At 62.5% G+C, this 3,460-nt stretch carries 2 protein-coding genes; one reads left to right on the forward strand and one right to left on the reverse strand.

Annotation, left to right across the window (positions count from 1 at the left end):
• Positions 1-519: winged helix-turn-helix domain-containing protein (locus JSE7799_RS10435; protein WP_083480266.1), on the reverse strand; the 519-nt coding region annotated here is incomplete at its 3' end.
• Between the two features lie 449 nt (positions 520-968).
• Between JSE7799_RS10435 and JSE7799_RS10440 the strand changes: the two genes are divergently transcribed.
• Positions 969-2,966 (forward strand): protein-L-isoaspartate(D-aspartate) O-methyltransferase, encoded by a 1,998-nt coding sequence (locus tag JSE7799_RS10440; RefSeq protein WP_055663554.1) that lies wholly within the window; start codon positions 969-971, stop codon positions 2,964-2,966.
• The last annotated feature ends 494 nt before the right edge of the window (positions 2,967-3,460 follow it).

The following is a 3,460-nucleotide window of genomic DNA, read 5'->3' on the forward strand; positions in this document are numbered from 1 at the left end:
GGCAGGGCCGTGCGCACCAGTTCTGGAAAGTTTTTTATATAGCTCCTGGGCGTCTGGATCGCTCTGCGGATGACGCGGCCGCGCCGACAGCTTCACGAAGCCGAGCCGGCGGAGGATCGAGCTCATCGTCCGCTCCGCCACGCGAATGCCAAAGCGGCGCTCCACCACTGCGCACAGATCAACCCGCCGCCAGCGCACAACTCCGTCCATCTCCGGGTCCGGCCCCGCTTCGACGATCGCCGCCAGCTCGCTCATCTGCTCCGTGCTGAGCATGGGCGTCCGGCCCGGAAGAGGACGATCGATGAGACCCGACAGCCCCTCCGCATTATAGCGATGAACCCAGTCGCGCAGGGTCTGCCGATCCATCCCGCAACTCTCTGCCGCCTCCGTCCGTGTCCGCCCGTCGAGCACGAAGGCCAGCGCAAGCATCCGCCGCGACGCCCTTGCGTCCTTCGCCCGCGCCGCCTCGCGCCGTAGGTCCGCCGCCGACAGCTCCCTACGCGTGATCTCCACCCCCATGCTGATCCTCCCTCACATCCCAGAGAGAGTGAATCAGCAACTGACACACCTGGGAAGCCCTCACAGAGTCAAAGCCTCGGGCCGTTGGTATTACCATCACCAGGAGAGGCGGGAAGCGGAGCGGTTTTATCCGCTTTCCGCACAAGTGCTAAGAACGGCCGCGATACGTTGGAGAATACTGGGCCGCTTATTTGCAATCAAACCTGTGGTGATTGCAGATACCGTCGCTTGCCACGGCACTACTGCCGTTCTTGGCCACCGTCCTGCCGAAGGCCTGCGCGGCAGCTTCTATCCACTGATGGGGCAGCATCACGGTCCAGAAGCAACAGAACAAAAGGGCAAGCCGCGGCGTTGGGCCGGTGAACGCCACCTAAAGCCTTGGGGGTCGGAGACCTTTGCACGGAATGAAGTCGCGTGTGCCGATCCGCCAATACCCAAAGGGGAAGACGATGCCTGACATGACAGACGCCCGTGGCCGTATGGTCGACAGACAGATCGCCCGCCGGGGTATTCGCGATCAACATGTGCTGGATGCGATGCGCGAGGTGCCGCGCGAAGTTTTCGTCGCATCCGGCTCCGAGGAGTTCGCCTATGAAGACGGGCCGCTGCCGATCGGTCACGGCCAGACCATCTCGCAGCCCTATATCGTCGCGCTGATGATCGAGGCCGCCGAGATACGTCCCGGCGACCGCGTTCTGGAGGTCGGCGCGGGCTCTGGCTATGCGGCCGCCATCATGGGCAAGATTGCCGGGCATGTGCACGCGATCGAACGCCATGCCGAACTTGGCGAGTATGCCCGGGCACGGCTCAAGAAGGCCGGCATCGGCAACGTGGATGTGCATGTGGCGGACGGGACGCTCGGATGGCCGCATGCGGCACCGTTCGACGCGATTCTTGTCGCGGCGGGTGGCCCGTCGGTGCCGGACTTGCTCAAGAAGCAGCTTAAGGAAGGCGGTCGGATGGTCATTCCGGTCGGCGAGTCCGGGGACGTCCAATCGCTGGTGAGGATTACGCGCACCGGACCTGATAACTGGGACGAGGAAGACATTGGAGCCGTCCGCTTCGTGCCGCTGATCGGAGAGCAGGGCTGGACGGAAGACGGTCGGCGTTCCTCGTCGAACCATGTCCCGGCGCAGAACAGCGGCAGGACGCTGCCGCAAATGGTTGCCGATGCGGCTGAGCCGTTGCCCGAGATCGAGGATGATGAATTCGCAGCGCAGTTCGACCGCTATGCAGACCGTCGCGTCGTGCTCCTTGGGGAAGCGAGTCATGGCACGTCGGAATTCTATCGCGCCCGTGCCGCGATCACGCGGCGTCTGGTCGAAAAGCATGGCTTCAACATCGTCGCGGTCGAGGCCGATTGGCCGGATGCCGCTGCCATTAACCGGTACGCGACGCATCAGGCCGCGCGTGAGTTCGAGGAGCGTGCCTTCAGCCGGTTTCCGACCTGGATGTGGCGGAATACCGTGGTCGAAGGGTTCAGCCACTGGCTACGGAGCCACAACGCTCAGGTTTCGGACCCGGACCAACAGGCGGGTTTCTACGGGCTCGATATCTACAATATGCACGGCTCAATTTCAGCGGTGCTTGAGTATCTTGACGAAGTCGACCCGGAGGCCGCGCGTGTCGCCCGCGAAAGATATGGCTGTCTCACCCCGTGGCAGCGGGATCCGGCGACCTATGGCCGTGCTGTTTTGACCCAAAGCTACCGCGATTGCGAGGAACAGGTGGTGACGCAGCTTCGAGAGCTTCTGGAGCGAAAGCTCGATTATGAGGCCAAGGAAGACGGGGCGAGCTTCCTCGACGCGGCCCAGAACGCGCGTCTGGTGCGGTCGGCCGAGCAATATTACCGGATCATGTATTTCGGTGGAGCGGAGAGCTGGAATCTGCGCGACACCCACATGTTTGAGACACTTGAACATCTGCTCGAGTCGCGGGGGCCCGACGCCAAGGCGGTCGTCTGGGCGCATAACAGCCATATCGGCGACGCCCGGGCGACGGAGATGGGCGCGGTCCGCGATGAGCTGAATATCGGGCAGCTCTGCCGCGAAAAGTTCGGTGACGAGGCTGCGATGATCGGCTTCGGCACGCATACCGGAACGGTTGCCGCAGCGACAGATTGGGACGGCGACATGGAGGTCAAGCGCGTTCGCCCGTCACGGGAAGACAGCTTTGAGCGAATTTGTCACGACGCTGGCATCCCCTCGTTTCTGCTCGACATGCGCCGCGATGCAGGTCTGCGCCGACGACTTGCCGAGCAGAGGTTGGAACGCTTCATCGGCGTGATCTATCGGCCGGAGACGGAGTTGATGAGCCACTACGCCAATGCGTCCTTGTCGGATCAATTCGACGCTTGGGTCTGGTTCGATGAGACGAGCGCCGTCACTCCCCTTGGTCCGGAACATGATCGGGAGGGCGTTCCGGACACATATCCGTTCGGGATGTGACAGTTCCGGGGTAGAGGTCGAATATGACAGGGCCGCCCCCGACCAATGCCGCCAAACTATGCATGCCACGCTATTCTTGCGGGGTTTGAGTGGCGGGGGCGGGCGCCGAGAAGGAAAAGGCGACTGCCGCGCTGCACGTAATTATGCCAATACCGACCAAGTGGTTCGGTATTGGCCGCGGCAACTCGAACAAAACGCATGGCTTCACAACTTAGCCCGCATAATTCATGAAGCTGCGGACTTGTGCTCCGTGGGGTGGTTTCCCCGGTCTCGGTTTTCTTGCGCGCACCCGGTGTTTGCGTCCGGTTGGCATGCCGGCCGGTGACTTGGGTCTTGGGCGATACGGGTTGATGTTTCTGGGTTTGTCGGGGCGCATGCGTCAGGCTGTTTTCGGTGGGGCGAGGGCGTCGAAGAGAAGGAGGAGAAGTCCCTTTCGGGGACACGAAGCCGGCAGGGTCACGATGATCCGGGTCTTCTTCTCGACGATGGTGGCG

It is taken from the genome of Jannaschia seosinensis (assembly GCF_001408515.1).
GTDB classification, from domain to species: Bacteria; Pseudomonadota; Alphaproteobacteria; order Rhodobacterales; family Rhodobacteraceae; genus Jannaschia; species Jannaschia seosinensis.

Coding starts and splice junctions, on each gene's coding strand:
- JSE7799_RS10440 (WP_055663554.1), top strand. CDS start 969: ATGCCTGACATGACAGACGCCCGTGGCCGTATGGTCGACAGACAGATC.